The sequence below is a fragment of the Stenotrophomonas sp. HITSZ_GD genome, assembly GCF_029543105.1.
Lineage (GTDB): Bacteria > Pseudomonadota > Gammaproteobacteria > Xanthomonadales > Xanthomonadaceae > Stenotrophomonas_A.
Window position 1 is genome coordinate 20649 of the sequence record NZ_JARQXB010000003.1, and the last position, 14984, is coordinate 35632.

General features: G+C 70.4%; 10 protein-coding genes. 2 read left to right on the forward strand and 8 right to left on the reverse strand.

Annotation, left to right across the window (positions count from 1 at the left end; all coding sequences use genetic code 11):
* Positions 1-3 precede the first annotated feature (3 nt).
* From P6166_RS03580 to P6166_RS03615, 8 genes are read right to left on the reverse strand one after another with little or no spacing between them, the layout of a single operon-like run.
* Positions 4-966: a type II secretion system F family protein gene (locus tag P6166_RS03580; RefSeq protein ID WP_277763163.1), complete on the reverse strand. Its 963-nt coding sequence runs from the start codon at positions 964-966 to the stop codon at positions 4-6.
* A complete protein-coding gene (locus tag P6166_RS03585) occupies positions 963-2312 on the reverse strand; it encodes a CpaF family protein (RefSeq protein WP_277763164.1) in 1350 nt (449 codons plus the stop codon). The genes P6166_RS03580 and P6166_RS03585 overlap by 4 nt, the downstream gene beginning before the upstream one ends.
* On the reverse strand, positions 2297-3553 hold the full coding sequence (locus P6166_RS03590; protein ID WP_277763165.1) for a fimbrial protein: 1257 nt from the start codon (positions 3551-3553) through the stop codon (positions 2297-2299). The genes P6166_RS03585 and P6166_RS03590 overlap by 16 nt, the downstream gene beginning before the upstream one ends.
* Positions 3554-3576: 23 nt before the next feature.
* Positions 3577-4902 carry a type II and III secretion system protein family protein gene (locus P6166_RS03595; RefSeq protein WP_277763166.1) on the reverse strand — a complete coding sequence of 442 codons (1326 nt, stop codon included), beginning with the start codon at positions 4900-4902 and terminating at the stop codon, positions 3577-3579.
* 17 nt (positions 4903-4919) lie between these two features.
* On the reverse strand, positions 4920-5960 hold the full coding sequence (gene cpaB, locus P6166_RS03600; protein WP_277763167.1) for a Flp pilus assembly protein CpaB: 1041 nt from the start codon (positions 5958-5960) through the stop codon (positions 4920-4922).
* 18 nt (positions 5961-5978) lie between these two features.
* Entirely contained in the window at positions 5979-6455 is a 477-nt protein-coding gene (locus P6166_RS03605; protein ID WP_277763168.1) for a TadE/TadG family type IV pilus assembly protein, read from the reverse strand.
* Entirely contained in the window at positions 6452-6988 is a 537-nt protein-coding gene (locus P6166_RS03610) for a prepilin peptidase (RefSeq protein ID WP_277763169.1), read from the reverse strand. The genes P6166_RS03605 and P6166_RS03610 overlap by 4 nt, the downstream gene beginning before the upstream one ends.
* A 21-nt stretch (positions 6989-7009) precedes the next feature.
* Positions 7010-7207, reverse strand: a complete 198-nt coding sequence (locus P6166_RS03615) for a Flp family type IVb pilin (RefSeq protein WP_277763170.1) — start codon at positions 7205-7207, stop codon at positions 7010-7012.
* A gap of 513 nt (positions 7208-7720) precedes the next feature.
* On the opposite strand from P6166_RS03615, the gene P6166_RS03620 reads away from it, so the two are divergent.
* Together P6166_RS03620 and P6166_RS03625 are read left to right on the forward strand one after the other, a co-directional pair.
* Positions 7721-8689: an AraC family transcriptional regulator gene (locus P6166_RS03620; protein ID WP_345781851.1), complete on the forward strand. Its 969-nt coding sequence runs from the start codon at positions 7721-7723 to the stop codon at positions 8687-8689.
* A 178-nt stretch (positions 8690-8867) separates the two neighbouring features.
* Complete coding sequence (locus tag P6166_RS03625) at positions 8868-14975, forward strand: ESPR-type extended signal peptide-containing protein (RefSeq protein ID WP_277763172.1); 6108 nt, start codon at positions 8868-8870, stop codon at positions 14973-14975.
* The last annotated feature ends 9 nt before the right edge of the window (positions 14976-14984 follow it).

The following is a 14984-nucleotide window of genomic DNA, read 5'->3' on the forward strand; positions in this document are numbered from 1 at the left end:
CGCTCATAGCGACTTGGCCAGGCGATACAGCAGGAACGCGCCGAGCCCTTCCAGCGCCAGGGCCACCCACAGCAGCGCATGGCCGGCGGGCAACTCGACCATCGGGCGGAAGAACGCCGGGCTGAACAACGCCATCCCCAGCGCGGTGACCGGCGGCAGCAAGCCGATCACCCACGCCGACAGCCGCGTCTCGGAAGTGGTCGCGGCCAGTTCCTGCTGCACCTGTTCGATATCGCGAAGGAAATCGCTCATCCGCTGCAGGATCTGATCGCTGCGCCCGCCGATGCGCAGGCTGGTGCCCAGCACCACCGCCAGCGTTTCCATGGCGGCCAGCTTGTAGGGGCGCGAGGCCTGTTGCAGGGCGCGGTCCAGGTCCATGCCGCCGCGCGTGTAGAGCAGCGCGTTGTCCAGCAGCGGCCGCAGCGGCGGCGCCACCTGCTGGGTGGCGGTCTGGAACGCCATCGACAGGCTGTTGCCGATGCCGGCCAGGCGCACCATGTTCTCCAGGAAGTCGGGCAACTGGCGCAGCAGCTGGCGTTGCTGGCGTTCCATGCGCCGGCGCAGCAGCACCACCGCGCCGATGGCGTACAGCACCAACCCGAGCAGTGCGAACACCAGCGAATGCATGCGCAAGCCGCAGGCCAGCGCGAGCAGCACGCCGGGGGTGACGATCAGCGCGAGGGTGGCCGGGCGGTCGGGCAGTTGCGCGCGACGCAACGCGGCGCGCCAGCCGGGCAGCTTCACTACCGCCGCGCCCGCCGGCGCCGTGCGCGTGGCTTGCGCCTGGGCAGCGGCGGCGACGATGCCGCCCGGTGCGCCGGCCATGGGGGGCGCCGGTGCCAGCCGCTCTTCGGCATGCCGCGCGGCCACGCGTTGGCGTTGGCGCGCGGTGGCGTTCCACCACAGCTCCACGCCGCCGGCCAGGCACAGCAACGCTATCCCGAGCAATGCCAGCACCAGGGTCACAGGTAGGTCTCCGCGCCGGCGCTGCGCAGGAACTGGCGGAACGGTTCGAGCTTGTGGCAATGCGGGTGGAAGCCCAGTCCGGTCCAGCGGTCGCGTTCGATGTTCTCGCCGTCGTAGAAGCTTTCGTGGCGGAACAGCTCCTGCGTAGTGACCAGGTTGTCGGTGACGCCGGTGATCTCGGTGATCGAAGTGATCACCCGGCGGCCGCCGCCCAGGCGCGAGATCTGGAGGATGAAATCCACCGCGCTGGCGATCTGCCGGCGCAGGCTTTCCTCGCTGCCCTGGAAGCCGGCGAAGCCGGCCAACATCTCCATGCGGTACAGGCAATCGCGCGGCGAGTTGGCGTGGATGGTGGCCATCGAGCCATCGTGGCCGGTGTTCATCGCCTGCAGCATCTCCAGCACCTCGGCGCCGCGCACCTCGCCGACCACGATGCGGTCCGGGCGCATGCGCAGGCTGTTGCGCACCAGTTCGCGGATGCTGATCGCGCCGTTGCCGTCGGCGCCGCCCATGCGGCTTTCCAGGCGCACCACATGCGGGTGGTTGAGCGAAAGCTCGGCGGTGTCCTCGATGGTCACCACGCGCTCGTCGTGCGGCACGAAGCTGGCCAGCGCGTTGAGCAACGAGGTCTTGCCCGAGCTGGTGCCGCCGGAGATGAGGATGTTGCAGCGGCCCAGCACCATCGCGTTGAGCAGCGCGTGCATGGCCTGGTCGAATGTGCCGCGGGCGAGTAGCTCGGCCGGGGTGAAGGGGTCCTTGCGGAACTTGCGGATCGACACCATCGGCCCATCGACCGCCAGCGGCGGGATGATCGCGTTCAGGCGCCCGCCATTGGGCAGTCGCGCGTCGACCATCGGGTTGGAATCGTCCAGCCGGCGGCCGAGCGGGGCGAGGATGCGGCGCAGGATGCGCAGCAGGTGGCGGTCGTCGGTGAAGCGCTGCTGCGCGCGGCGCAGCACGCCGCCCTGGGAGATGTGCACGTCCTTGTAGCCGTTGATGAGGATGTCCTCGATGCTCGGATCGAGCAGCAGGTCCTCCAGCGGGCCGAAGCCGGTCAGTTCCTTGAGCAGCGCCGCGGCGACCAGCTCCATCTCCTCCTCGTTGACCGGGATGCGCCATTCCTGCACGAACGCCGCGGTGTGCATGCGCACGTACTTGGCGATGGTGTCCGGCGCCCAGGCATCCACGTCCAGCCGCTCGTCCTCGATGCGGTTGAGCAGGTGTTCGTGGGCCGCGGACAGCACGCCCTGGAACTGCTCGGTCTGGTCGAACGCCAGCGGCGTGGCCAATGCGTCTTCCAGCAGTGCCGCGGCAACGGGATTGAGAGGGGTCACTTTGTTTTCCATGGACGGATACCCAGGTGACGGGCCAGTCGCTGCAGCGCAGTGGCGGGCGGTGGCGGTGCATGCCCGGGCTCCAGGCGCTGCAGCAACGGCGCCAGGGCACGCAGGTAGGGATCTTGGGGCGACTGCTGGGACAGCAGCTGGCCCTCGGCGGCGCAGGCGCGCAGGGCGCGCGCGCGGTCGGGCAGGGTGGCCAGCAGCGGCAGGTCGAAGCGCTCGGCCAATGCGTGGCGGGAGAGCCCGTGGTTGTCGTCGTAGCGGTTGACGATCAGCCGGCAACGTTCATCGCGCAACTGCTGGGCATCGAGTTCCTTGATCAGCAGGTCCAGCGAGACCAACGCGCCGATGCTCTGGTCACCCACGATCCACACCTCGTGCGCCTGGCGCAGCAGGGCGATGGGCAACTGCTGCGGCGACAGGCCGCCCAGGTCGCACACCACCAGGTCGAACACGCCGAGCAGGCGGTTCATCAGCGGCGCGGGGTCCTGCACCGGGGGCGGTGCGCCGCCGGGTTGGCCAAGCACCGCCAGCCCGCTGGCGTGGTGCGCCAGCGCGGTGCGCGCCAGCGTGGCGTCGAGCCGGGCGAGATGGCGCTGGGCATCTTCGCAATGGAAATCCGGATGCAGGTTGAGATACAGCGCGCCATCGCCGGCCGGTTGCCCCAGGTCGAGCAGCAGATGGCGATGCAACGGCGCGTCGGCGCCTTCGCCCAGTGCATGCAGTGACGTGCCCAGCTGTACCGCCAGCGTGGTGACGCCCACGCCCGGCCGGCTGCCGAGCAGCGCCACCAGCCGCCCGCGCGGCTGCACGACGGGGCTTTCCGCCGGCGTGGGCGCGCGCGGCGCGGGGCGTTGTGCCAGCACGTGCTGCACGTTGCGCTGCACGTCTTCGGCCGGGCTTTCGATGTCGATGAAATCGCGCACGCCCGCGCGCATCGCCGCCAGCAGGATCGCGCCCTGGTCGGCGCCCGCCGCGCCCACCGCCACCAGCGGCAGTTCGGGCATCAGCGCGAGCAGCTGGCGCGCGAGTTCGCAGGAGTACTGCGCGTTGGCGCTGGTGTAATCCAGCAGCACCATCACCCAGCTGGTCTGCTGCGCCACCAGCAGCGAGGGCGCGATGTCGCGGCTGTCCAGCCAGGCCACGTCGGCGAAGCCGGCCAGCTTGGCCGCCATGCGCGCGTGGTGGCGGTTGTCGGGCGCATACATCAGCACGCGCGGGGGCGTGTCCGGGGCGCGTCGCGTCATGGGCGTGACCGTGGCCATGGCCGTCAGCGCGAGAAACCGGGCAGCGCGTCGGGGCCGGCCGGATGCAGCAGCCACGCCCCCCAGACCGGCAGCTTGCCCTGCGCTTCGCGGTCGCCGGGCAGCGGGATGTCGGTGCCGCGCGCGATCGGCCGCACCAGGTGCGGGGTGACCACGATGACCAGTTCCTTCTCCTGCTTGGTGTAGTTCAGGCTGCGGAAGAACGAGCCGATGATCGGCAGGTCGCCCAGCAGCGGCACCTTGTCCACGGTGGAGCTCAACGTGTTGCTGACCAGCCCGCCGATGACGAAGCTCTCGCCATCGCCCAGCTCGACGGTGGTGTCCGCGCGACGGGTGGAGATGGAGGGAATCTGCACGCCGTTGTAGGACAGGCCGTTGGCGTAATCCAGGTCGCTCGCTTCCGGCGCCACCTTCAGCGCGATGCGGTCGCCGGCCAGCACCGTGGGCGTCACCGTCAGGCCGATGCCGAACGGCTTGAACGTCACCGTCGTGGTGCCCAGGCCCTGTGGTTCGAGGATCGGCAGTTCGCCGCCGGCGAGGAAGTTCGCGCTCTGGCCGGACAACGCCACCAACGTCGGCTCGGCCAGCACGCGCGCCATGCCGTTGCGCTGGAGCAGGTCGATGTTGGTATCCCACTGGTGGGTCAGCGAGCCGGCCACGAGCTGGAACGCCGAGGACAGCGGATTGCTGCCGCCCTCGCCGCCGCCGGACGCGCTGCTGCTGGGCGGCGTGATGCCATAGCTGAAGCCGCCGTTGGTGTTGCGGAACTGGATGCCGATCTGCCGCAGCACGCTCTTGTTGAACTCGACCACCTTGACTTCGACCTGCACCACGCCGCCGGTGGCGATGCGGGAGGTGTCGATGATCTTGGTCGCGTCGCCGGCCGCCGCCTCCGCCGCCTGCCGCGCGCGCTCGTGGTCGAGCATCGAATCGCTGCCGCCTTGCAACAGCGCCCGGCCGTCGGCCACCGTCAAACCCAGCGGCTGGGACTGCAGCAGGTCCTGCTGCACCGCGCTGCGCACGGTGACCTGCAGGCGTTGCGGGGCCGATTGGCCGCGCCGCCACAGCAGCAGCGTCGTCTGCCCGGCCTGCTTGCCGACCAGCAGCGCCTGCTGGCGGTTCTTCAACGTCACCAGGTCGGCCACGGCCGGGTCGGCGATGGCAACCCGCTCCAGGTCCGCGGGCAGCGTCCACGGCCGCTGCTCGTGGGTCTGCAAAATCACGGCGGCTTCCTCGCTGGCCAACGCGCACGGCGCGCAGGCCAGCGCGAGCGCCAGGGCCAGCAGCGCACCGTGGAGGCGGGGGAAGGCGCGGGGACGGTGTCGGGTCATGGAGGCTTCGCGCACGGTCATGGGGGAGAAAGCGCGCCGGCCTGCGTGCCGCGGATGACGACCAGCGGCGGCGCGGCGGAACGATGGGGTGCCGCGTCGCGGCGTGCGGGGACGCCGGCGGGCAGGGTGGGGGCGCCCTCGCGGCCGGCGAGCGCATCGGCGTCGATGCCCGCATATGCATCGTTTTCCGGCGATGCGGCGGCCTCGCGCAATTCCGGGCTCAGATCCAGGCGCGGCTTGAGTACGTTGCGCGGCCGCGGGAACAGCGATTCGTCCGGGCTGCCGTTGTCGGAGGGATGGCGCAGGGCCAGGAACAGCTTGCCGTCCTGCGCGGCCAGCAACAGGCGGTTGGCCTGCGCCACCGGTACCGCAAGCACCGCGCTGCGCGCCGGCTGCGCACCGGCGGTGGAAGCGGTGGAGGCGGCGCCGCCGTTCTCGCGCGCGGCGATCGCATCCGCGCGCGCGTTGCCGCTCTCCGCAGGGGATTCCGTGCCGGCAGCCTGTGGCGCGGGCGGCTGGCCCAGGTCCTGCGCGCCGTAGCTGAGCACGCGCAGGCGCGAGAGCAGCAGGCGGTTCTGGCTGTCGTCGCCCTCGCGCGCGCGCGATTTGAGGTTCATGAAAACGTCCACGTAGTCGCCCGGTACCACGCGGTTGCCGGCGCCGGCCAACTCGTCCACCGGCACCGCGATGGCGCGTTCGCCCGGCTGCAGTTCCAGGGCCAGGCCATGCGCCAGCATCGAGGCGCTGATGATCGCGCCGGCGGCCACGGGCGTGGAAAGGATCTTGCCGACCAGCGCGCTCGGCGCGGCATAGCTGCCCGGCGGCATGGCCTCCACCTGCGAGACGCGCAGGTCGTTGGCATCCAGCGGCTCGCCCGCCGGCAGGTCGCGTGCGGCCACCAGTACCTGCGCGTGCGCCGGTGCCGGTGCAAGCGACATGGTCGGCGTGGGGCCGGCGGAGGGCGAACGGGCGCGCAGGCCGAGCAGCATCGCCAGCAGCAGGAGCACGATCGCGAAGGCGACCAGCAACAGGGCGGCGAGGCGGGTGGCTTTCTGCATGGACGCGCTCCGTAGGTGTCAGTGGCCCAGGTCGAGTTGCGCCGTGGCGACGCTGCTCAGGGGCGTGCCGATGGTCCAGCCGTACAACTTGCCGGTGCCCGGAATGAAGGGGTGCTGGTCGTAGTCGTAGCTCACCGTCACGCGCATGCACTGGCGATCGGCGCTGCCCAGGCAGGCGAAGGGCTGCGATACGGCGATCGGCGAGGCGGACGTGCTCGCGCAGTCCGGCGCCTGGCGGGCGTAGTCGAGCAGCCAGCCCATCGATTCGCGCGCGGCCATGCACGCCGCGGCGCGGCGTTCGGCGGTGGTGCCGTAGCGCAGCGAAGCGCGCGCGCCTTCGGCCGCCGCCAGGCTCAGCGATTGCTGCGCGGCGAAGATCAGCACCCCGCTGAAGGTGGCCAGGATCAACGGCAGGATGCCCAGCAACAGGAGCAGGGCATATTCGAGGCTGACGACCCCGCGCATGCGCCGCCGCGGCACGAAAGCGTGCTTCATGCGGCCATCCCGCCTTGCAGGACCACCAGCAAGGCCGCCAGCGCCAGATAGGTGGCGTAGGGAATGCCGCGCCGCCCGCGCCGCGCGGCGAGCATGCGCTGGTGCGGCGGCCACGCCTGAAGGCGCGCCTGGGTGTTCTCCAGCGCGAAGCGCAGCCCGAGCGGCATGCGCGCGCTCACGCCAGGCGCGGCCAGCACCGCCATCGCATGCAGGCCGGCCAGCAAGCTGGCGATGATCCATACCGGCAGCAGCGGGGCCGCGCCGCCCAGCAATGCCCCGAGCACCGCGAAGAACTTCACGTCGCCCGCGCCCATCCAGCCGATGGCGTAGCACGGCAACAGGATGGCCGCGCAGGCCAGGCCCAGTGCCGCGTGACCCCAGCGCGCCGCGTCGGCGCCTTGCGCCACGAGCAACGCGGCCAGCAGTGCCAGCGCTGTCAGCAGCCAGCGGTTGGACACCCTGCGTGCGTACAGGTCGCTCACGGCGACCTGCACGCACAGTGCGCAGGTGAGCAGGGCGATGGCCGTGTCCATGCGGGCGGTGGCGCGTGCCGGTCAGGACGAGGTGGTCGCATCCTTGCCGGCGTCGTCGATCGCCGCGGACAAGGTTTCAAACAGCTTCTTGAAGAACGACTGGATCGCCGGCGCGGCGAAGATCATCAGGGCGCCGGCCACGATGGCGGCCAGCAGGCCATATTCGAGCGCGGTGACGCCGTCCTCTTCCCGCACGAAGCGTTGGATCGAGCGAATCATCGATGTTTCTCCTTGCACGTGCCCTGCGTGATCAAGGCCGCGCCAGTCGGACAGGGCGTCAACCGCCCGGCGCGTGGAATGGCAAGGAGAGGTATGGCGGCCGTGGCTGCACGTACCTGCCCGGTCGTGCGAGTCACCTGAATAGTGGTCCCCGTGCCTTCCATTGCACTCCCCCTCTACTGCCTCGAGGCTTCTTTCCTCGATAGCGGCCATGCTCTGGGAATCTCCGCGGCATTGATGCGCAAAATCGGCAGAAGCAATATGCAAAATCGGCACAACCGCGCGGTGTTCTGTGAGTGCAATCACGAAACAATTTCCCGTGTGGTTAAATGCGTGAGGGAGGGGCTGAAATTTGTAGATTCCTTCACGCATGCTCCCACCCCGATCATTAAGTTATGCCCGCAGTTGCCGATGCGGTGGACTCCAAGCACGACTAGGTTTGGGGCTTGCAGGAAGAACGGTTGAATCCGTTCGGGCGTTCCACCGCGCCATTTGAGGAGATAAATGGGGGGGCTGGTTATGGGGGGTGCCGACGGCGCCCAGCTCTGCACATTCGATCTAGTGAACCTGTCCGGTTTGCTGCGCGTGTGTGACGTGGAGTTGGTATTGCTGGATGGGAACGGCCCGAAAGCTGCGGTGCACAGCGTCGTGCACGATGAAGCGCTTTTTTGCACGATCAAAACCGGCTTCACCGGGCGCGGCCGCTTCATGCTGCCGCTGGACTGGTGCCTGATCGGCTGCATCCACCGCACCGACGAGACGGCGAGCTGGTGCCATGGCGCACCGCTGTCCAACGGCAGCCTGATGACGCTGACGCCCGAGGGCATCAGCGAGTTCGTGCTCAGCGCCGACAGCTGGGTCACGCTGGTGATGGTGCCCTTCAAGCGCCTGCGCCAGAAATTCAGCGAGCTGCACTTGGGCGACATCGCCGCGCCCGGCCAGGCCAGCGCGCACCTGCACCTGCCCTCCGACCACCCGCTGTGCCACTACTACGCCGAGCTGGAAGCGCGCATCAGCAGCGGCTATTCGGCCCTGCAGGGCCTGTCGCTGGACGAGGTGCTGGAGCACCACGTGCGGTGCATCGTCGATTCGGGGCACTACGACCGCGCGGTGAGCGGGCGGGGGCGGCGCACGCATTACATGATCCTGCGCCGGGCCGAGGAGTTCATGCGAATGAACCTTCGGCACAACATCTACATGAACGAGATCTGCGATGCGGCGGGCGTCAGCGAGCGCGCCCTGCGCTACGCCTTCGACGACCTGCTGGGTATCTCGCCCAACCGGTACCTCTCGATGCTGCGCTTGTGCGCGGCGTGCCGCGGGCTTTCCTCCGCCGATGCGGGGCGCAAGTCGGTCAAGGCCATCGCGTTGAGCTGCGGCCTGTGGGACTTGTCGCGCTTCGCCGAGAACTACCGTCGCGTGTTCGGCGAGCTGCCGCGCGACACGCTGATGCGCCGTTCCGGCGTGCAGGAATCGGTGTGATGCACGGATTCGGCACGCTTGCCGCAAACGTGCATGGCGTTGCCGGAATTCGATAGCACTTTGCCAATTTGGCGGGATCGGCTGCCGGAATGGAGTAAATCGCAGCGCGCCGCAGCGGCGTAATGGCTCCCACGGAAGACATCGAAGTGCGATGTCTCCGCATCCAAGGGAGCGCATCATGAATCGTATCTATCGGCTGGTGTGGAGCCATGCCTTGAACGCCTTTGTGGTGGTGTCGGAACTGGCGACCACGCAGGGCAAGAAGCACTCGGTCACGCACGACGCACGGCGCACCGGCATGACGCCGCCGCTGCTGCTCGCGTTGGGCCTGCTGGGCAGCTGGGCCGGAAGCGCCCGCGCCGGCGATCCGCGTCTGGACGAACTGCTGAGCATCGCCGACAAGTACGCCCCTTCGGTGTCGAGCGGCGTCGAGGTGCCATTGAATGCGCAGTCGTCCATGCGCGCACGTGTCGACGTCGGCCCTGCCGCGGCGGCTTCCCCGGGTTCCACGACGTCGCCTTCGTCGTCGGCCGCTGCGCCCCCTCGGCCGGCGACGTTGGCGGCGTCTCTTGATACGGCGCTGATCGCCGGCACGCTGCAAGGCGATGCCAGCGTGCGCGCGCAACTCGCCGCGGTGCGCGCGGCGGCCGATCTCGGCTTGACCGTGACCGCCAACGACCTGCCTTCCGTGCTGCGCGATGAGCTCGCCGCGCCGGCAGGCCGGGTCGTCGCCCACGTTGCCGACGGGGTGGCGCCGGTGGTCGAAAAGGTCGCGCCGCGCACGCGTGCCCGCGTGCAACCGCGCGCCCAGGCACTGGCCGCTGGCGTCGCCACCAGCGGCAGGCAGCTGGCGACGGGCGATGCCGGTGGCGCGCTCGCCACCGCGCTCGCCACGCTGGCGCAATCCGCGCAGGGCACGCTCACCGATGCGCCGGCCCTGGGCCAGGCGCTGATCGACGACAAGCGCCACCTGCTGCAGGGCACCGGTCAGGTGGTCACCTCGGTGGCCGACAAGCTGCTGCCGGGTCGCGAGAACCTGTTGGGCCCGGTGAAGGACGCGGTCGCCACGACGGTCGGGCTGGTCGAGGGCGGCGGCGATGGCCGCCTGCCGAATTCGCTGGGCGAAGTCGTCATCGGCACGACGGGCGCCATCGATACGGGCGTGCGCGGCGTGGGCGGCAAGCTCGGGCAAGGGGTGGCCGCCGTGACGGGTTCGCCCGTGCTCGGCCACACCGTCACCGGCGTGACCGCGCAGGTGGGCGGCGGCGTGCAGCAGATCGGCGGGCAGGTGGTCGCGGGCAACGTGCCGGCGGTGGTGAGCCAGGCCAACCACACGGTGCAAGGCGTGGTCGGCACCACGCTGGGCGGGTTGGACGGTGTGCTCGCGGGCAGCACCGGCGGCAGCGTCGGGTTGACGGCCGTGGGTACCACGGTCAACGGCGTGCTCGCCCAGGTCGGCGGCAGCGTCGACGGACTGCTGAAGGGCCAGGGCGGCAGCTCGCAGCCGGTGGCGCAGGCATTGGCCGGCGCGGTGGGCGATGTGGTCGGCACCGCGGGCGCGACGACCGCGCAGTTGCTGTCCACGGCGCCGCAGCAGACCGTGCCGGTGGCATTGAACGGCGTCGGCCAGACGGTCGCGAACCTGGGCCAGACGCTGGCGGCGACGCCCGCGGTGGGCGATGTGCTCGTGCACGCGGGCACCGGTGTTCAGGCGACCGCGCAGCAGCTCGGCAGCGGCAACGTCGGCGGCGCGGTGGGCAGCGTGACGGGCACGGTGCAGACCGCGCTGCAGGATCTGACGGCCGGGCTTGGCCAGGTCGGCGACGGCGGCGCGGGCAATGTGGGCGCCACCCTCGGCGGCGTGGTTACGCAGACGGGCAACGTGGTCGAACAAATCACCGGTTCGCTGGGTAGCGCACTGAATTCCGCCGGCGGCGGCAGCGGCGCCGGTGCCGCGCTGGGCAACACCGTCACGCAAGTTGGTACCACCGTGGGTCAGGTAACCGACACGCTCGGCGGTGCACTGGCCGGTGCAGGCAATGGCAGCGGCGGCACCGGCAATCTCGGCGCCACGCTCGGTGGCGTGGTCACGCAGACGGGCAATGTGGCCGAACACGTCACCGGTTCGTTGGGTAGCGCATTGAATTCCGCCGGCGGCGGTAGCGGTGCCGGCGCTGCACTCGGCAACACGGTTACGCAAGTTGGCACGACCGTGGGTCAGGTCACCGACACGCTCGGTGGTGCGCTGGCCGGTGCAGGCAATGGCAGCGGCGGCACCGGCAATCTCGGCGCCACGCTCGGTGGCGTAGTCACGCAGACGGGCAATGTGGCCGAACAAATCACCGGTTCGTTGGGCAGCGCCCTGAATTCCGCCGGGGGCGGCAGCGGCGCCGGCGCTGCACTCGGCAACACCGTGACGCAAGTTGGCACGACCGTGGGTCAGGTCACCGACACGCTCGGTGGTGCACTGGCCGGCGCAGGCAATGGCAGCGGCGGCACCGGCAATCTCGGTGCCACGCTCGGTGGCGTGGTCACGCAGACGGGCAATGTGGCCGAACAAATCACTGGTTCGCTGGGCAGCGCATTGAGTTCCGCCGGCGGCGGTGGCGGCGCCGGCGCCGCGCTCGGCAATACCGTGACGCAAGTTGGCACGACCGTGGGTCAGGTCACCGACACGCTCGGTGGTGCGCTGGCCGGCGCAGGCAATGGCAGCGGCGGCACCGGCAATCTCGGCGCCACGCTCGGCGGCGTGGTCACGCAGACGGGCAATGTGGCCGAACAGGTCACTGGTTCGTTGGGTAGCGCATTGAGCTCCGCCGGTGGCGGTAGCGGTGCCGGTGCCGCGCTCGGCAATACCGTGACGCAAGTCGGTACCACCGTTAGCCAGGTGACCGGCACGCTCGGTGGCGCGCTCGCGGGCAGCGGGGGCGGCACGGGCACCGGCGGCGGCAATCCGGTCGGGCAAGCCGTCACCGGGCTGCTCGGCGGCGTTACGCAGACGGTGGGCAACGTCGTCGGCAGCGTGGCCGGCAACGTGGTCAATGGCGTCACCGGCGGTGTCGCGCCCGTGGTGAGCGGCGTCGGCCAGACGCTGGGCAATACCGTCGGCGCGGTCACCGGCTCGACGGCGCTCGCCAGCACCGTCACCGGCGCGACCGGTTCGCTCGCCAGCGGCCTGACCCAGGTGGGCGGCGAGCTGCAGCAGGGCGATCTCGGCGGCGCGGTCGGCAGCCTCGGCAACACGATCGGCACGGTGGGCAGCGGCGCGATCACCGGCGTGACCGGCGCGGTCGGCGGCCTCACCGGCTCCACTTCCGGCACCGGCGGCCTGGGCGGCACGCTCGGCGGGGTGGTGGGTGGTATCGGCAGCGGCCTGGGCAACGTGGTCGGCGGCCTCACCGGCGCCGCACCGGCGGCGGCGCCGACGGTGCCGCCGCAGGTCGGCAGCCCCGGGCTGATCATCGGCACCGGCGGCCTCACCGGCTCGCTCGGCGGCCTGCTCGACAGCACGACCACCGGCCTGTTCGGCGGCGATGGCTACGTGCGCAACGGCGACCTGGCGGTGAGCAACGCCAACTTCCAGCAGGGCTACGCGGTCACCAACGTGCTCGGCGTGCCGGTGGTGAACACCACGCCGGTCGGCACGCTGCTCAATGGCGTCGGCGGCGCGGCCACCGGCGGCAATTCGCACCTGACCCTGCTCGGCGGCGTCACCTCCGACAGCTACCTCTACAACATCAACAACGGCAACCCGGGCGGGCTGCTCGGCCTGCTGCTGCCGGACGGCTCGCCGGCCTGGGCGGGGCAGTGCGCCAACCTGCTGGGCCTGGCCACGACCGATTGCTGGGCGGTCAACGCCGCGCAGGACTACCAGGTGCTGATCGGCGACGGTGCGTATTCCAACGGCTCCAAGGAAGTGGTGATCGGCACCAACGCGCGCCACCAGCTGGCGGCGCAGGATGCGGACCTCGCCTTCCCGGGCGCCGGCCGCGACGATCCCAACAACCCCACCGGCGTGCCCACCGCCGACTACGACGCGCGCCTGGGCCATTCGGTGGTGATCGGCGACAACGCCACCGGCACCGCCAACGCGCAGACGCTGCTCGGCGCCGGCGCGACCTCCAACAAGGCGAACACGGTGGCGCTGGGCTACCTCTCCAACGCCGATCGCGGCGGACAGGACAACTACATGGCCTACGGACTGACCTCGGCAAGAACCTCCATCGGCGAAGTGGCGGTCGGCTCGGCCGGGCGCGAACGCCAGATCACCCACGTCGCCGCCGGCAGCGCGGCCACCGACGCGGTCAACGTCGAACAGCTGCAAGGGGCGATCAACCAGATCAACCAGGTGGACATCTTCGCGGTGACCTACGACACCGACGCCAGCGGCAACCCGGATTACTCGCGCGTCACGCTGGGCACGGTCGGCTCGGCCACCGCCACGGTGATCGGCAACCTGGCCGCCGGCGAGGTCTCGCTCAACAGCACCGAGGCGATCAACGGCGCGCAGCTCTACGCGCTGGGGCAGGGCACCTCGCTGCACCTGGGCGGCGGCTCCACCGTGGACGCCAACGGCGTGCCCACCGCGCCGACCTACGTCATCAACAACATCGGCAACGATGGCAGCGTCAGCATCGGCACCTACGACAACGTGGGCAGTGCATTGGCGGCGATCAGCCAGTCGCTGGGCAACATCGACCCGGCCGCGGCCGATGTCCTGGCCGTGCACTACGACGCCGATGCCAGCGGCAACGCGCTGAACCACGTCACCCTGGCCGGCGCCGGCACCGGCGCGGCGGTGGGCATCAGCAACGTCGCCGACGGCACCATCGCGCTGGGCAGCACCGATGCGGTGACCGGCGGGCAGCTGTTCCAGACCCACGAGGAGCTCGCCGCGTTCCTGGGCGGCACCACCGCCTACGACAGCGCCACCGGCACCTGGACCGCGCCGCAGTTCGCCATCAGCAGCTTCGATGCGAACGGCAACGTCACCGTCTCCACCTACCACGACGTCACCACGGCCTTCGGCGCGGTGGATGGCTCGCTGACCAACCTTAACAACCGCGTGCGCAACATCAGCGTCAACTCGAGCCCGTACCTGGCGGTGAACTCCACCGGCGGCGCGGCGGCGGCCGATGGCGACGAGGGCGTGGCGCTGGGGCCGGATGCAAGCGCGAGCGGCGAGGGCAGCCTGGCGTTGGGCAGTGGCGCGGTCGCCAGCGCGAGCGGCAGCATCGCGCTGGGTAGCGGCTCGGTGGCCAGCCGCGCCAATTCGGTTTCGGTGGGCAGCGTGGGCAACGAGCGGCAGATCGTCAACGTGGCCGCCGGCGCGGTGGCGCAGGGCAGCACCGATGCGGTCAACGGCGGCCAGCTGTACGCGACCAATAGCCAGGTCGCCAACTACTTCGGCGGCACCACCACCTACGACAGCAACACCGGCACCTGGACCGGCCCGAGCTTCAACATCACCTCGGTCAGCACCACCGGCGGCACCACGCGCACCACCTACAACAACGTCAGCTCGGCGTTCGAGGCGGTGGATGGTTCGATCGTCAACATCAACCAGCGCATCGACAACCTGCAGGACGGCGCCGGCAGCGAGTACTTCTCGGTGAACTCGACCGGCGCGCCGGCTGCGGCCACCGGTGCGGAGGCCATCGCCATCGGCCCGCAGGCCACGGCCACGGCGGCCAACAGCGTCGCGCTGGGCGCCGGTGCGGTGGCCGACCGCGCCAACGCGGTGTCGGTGGGCAGCGCCGGGAACGAGCGCCAGGTCATCAACGTCGCCGACGGCACCACCGCCACCGACGCGGTGAACGTGCGCCAGCTGCAGGCCTCGCAGGCCGGCACGGTGCGCTACGACACCACCAACGGGCAGACCAACTACGGCAGCGTGACGCTGGGCCAGGGCAACACTCCCACGCAGGTGCACAACGTCGCCGCCGGCACCGCCGACAACGACGCGGTGAACCTGGGCCAGCTCAAGTCCGGCATGGCCGACGCGATGGACTGGTCGAAGAACTACACCGACAGCCGCATCCAGGGCCTGGACAACCGCGCCTCGGCCGGCGTGGCCTCGGCGATGGCGATGGCCGGCCTGCCGCAGCCCTACGAAGCCGGCCGCAGCATGGCCTCGGTGGCCGCCAGTACCTACAACGGCGAATCCGGCATCGCGGTGGGCATCGCCGGCGTCACCGAAGGCGGGCGTTGGATCTACAAGGTCAGCGGTTCGACCAACTCGCGCGGCGAGGGCGGCGTGTCCGTCGGCGCCGGTATCCAGTGGTAAGCGACCGGC

What these genes read in the sequence shown, in the direction of transcription:
- P6166_RS03615 (WP_277763170.1), bottom strand. Translation starts at nt 7,207, where the DNA reads ATGATTCGCTCGATCCAACGCTTCGTGCGGGAAGAGGACGGCGTCACC.
- P6166_RS03585 (WP_277763164.1), bottom strand. Translation starts at nt 2,312, where the DNA reads ATGGAAAACAAAGTGACCCCTCTCAATCCCGTTGCCGCGGCACTGCTG.
- P6166_RS03605 (WP_277763168.1), bottom strand. Translation starts at nt 6,455, where the DNA reads ATGAAGCACGCTTTCGTGCCGCGGCGGCGCATGCGCGGGGTCGTCAGC.
- cpaB (WP_277763167.1), bottom strand. Translation starts at nt 5,960, where the DNA reads ATGCAGAAAGCCACCCGCCTCGCCGCCCTGTTGCTGGTCGCCTTCGCG.
- P6166_RS03595 (WP_277763166.1), bottom strand. Translation starts at nt 4,902, where the DNA reads ATGACCCGACACCGTCCCCGCGCCTTCCCCCGCCTCCACGGTGCGCTG.
- P6166_RS03590 (WP_277763165.1), bottom strand. Translation starts at nt 3,553, where the DNA reads ATGACGCGACGCGCCCCGGACACGCCCCCGCGCGTGCTGATGTATGCG.
- P6166_RS03625 (WP_277763172.1), top strand. Translation starts at nt 8,868, where the DNA reads ATGAATCGTATCTATCGGCTGGTGTGGAGCCATGCCTTGAACGCCTTT.
- P6166_RS03610 (WP_277763169.1), bottom strand. Translation starts at nt 6,988, where the DNA reads ATGGACACGGCCATCGCCCTGCTCACCTGCGCACTGTGCGTGCAGGTC.